The sequence below is a fragment of the Bifidobacterium jacchi genome (genome assembly GCF_009078285.1).
GTDB classification, from domain to species: domain Bacteria; phylum Actinomycetota; class Actinomycetes; order Actinomycetales; family Bifidobacteriaceae; genus Bifidobacterium; species Bifidobacterium jacchi.
Map to the genome: position 1 here is coordinate 1,409 of NZ_RQSP01000011.1, position 734 is coordinate 2,142.

The 734-nt window shown below is 56.7% G+C and carries 2 protein-coding genes; both read right to left on the minus strand.

From position 1 onward, the window contains the following. Positions 1-226: 226 nt before the first annotated feature. A complete protein-coding gene (locus tag EHS19_RS04485; protein WP_277752781.1) occupies positions 227-436 on the minus strand; it encodes a transposase in 210 nt (69 codons plus the stop codon). Positions 437-530: 94 nt separating this feature from the next. Continuing rightward, positions 531-734 (minus strand): hypothetical protein (locus EHS19_RS11025; RefSeq protein ID WP_206666322.1); only part of this gene is annotated, 204 nt, incomplete at its 5' end.

Below are 734 nucleotides of genomic sequence, written 5' to 3' on the forward strand. Positions count from 1 at the left end.
TGGTAACGATGGGTAACGATGACCGCTGACTTTAACCTCAATTGGCCGTGCAGGAAAGAAAAGCTTCTTGTCTCTAAGCTTGTTCACTCGTTCGGCCATCGTGTCGAGATCGCCGAGATCATTAACAAACGTCTGCATGGGTTCGCGGCGTCATCGTGGTCGGCCTGTGTCCAAGCATCCGTTGCACAGTTTTGACATCACGCTCGCCGATATGGCCATACCCGTGTCAGCGCGACGCAGATCGTGCATAGTCCTCCGCGTCGTCCGTCCGGTCGGCCTTGTTCCTCCACCTGCGCAACGTCTCGGACGCGATGCCCAGACTCTGCGCGACCGAGGCCACGGCCCTCGTCTTCGACGAATGATTCGCACGCGACTCCTCCAGAAGCCTGGGCGCCTTCATCCGGAACTCCTCCGTATGACGCGTCCTTGCAGTCATGTTCCTAGTCTCCCATCAATGAGGTGAAACACGGAACAAAAACCAGGCCATATCAATGGTCGGGGATGATACGCCCGTGGACGCCCGTGGACGGTCACCTGTGATTGTCACGCGGCGTGAAAATCGGGCAAAACGTCGTCGCGTGGCAAGCCGGGCTGTCATCAATCTGCTGTCGATCTGTCACGCGGCATCGAAATAGTCGTTTTTTGCGTCGTGTGACAGGATGCAGCGAGTTGCGCGCGTCCATCGCTGAGTCACGTGATTGCAGAATGGCGGAATTCCAATGTTTCTTGAACTG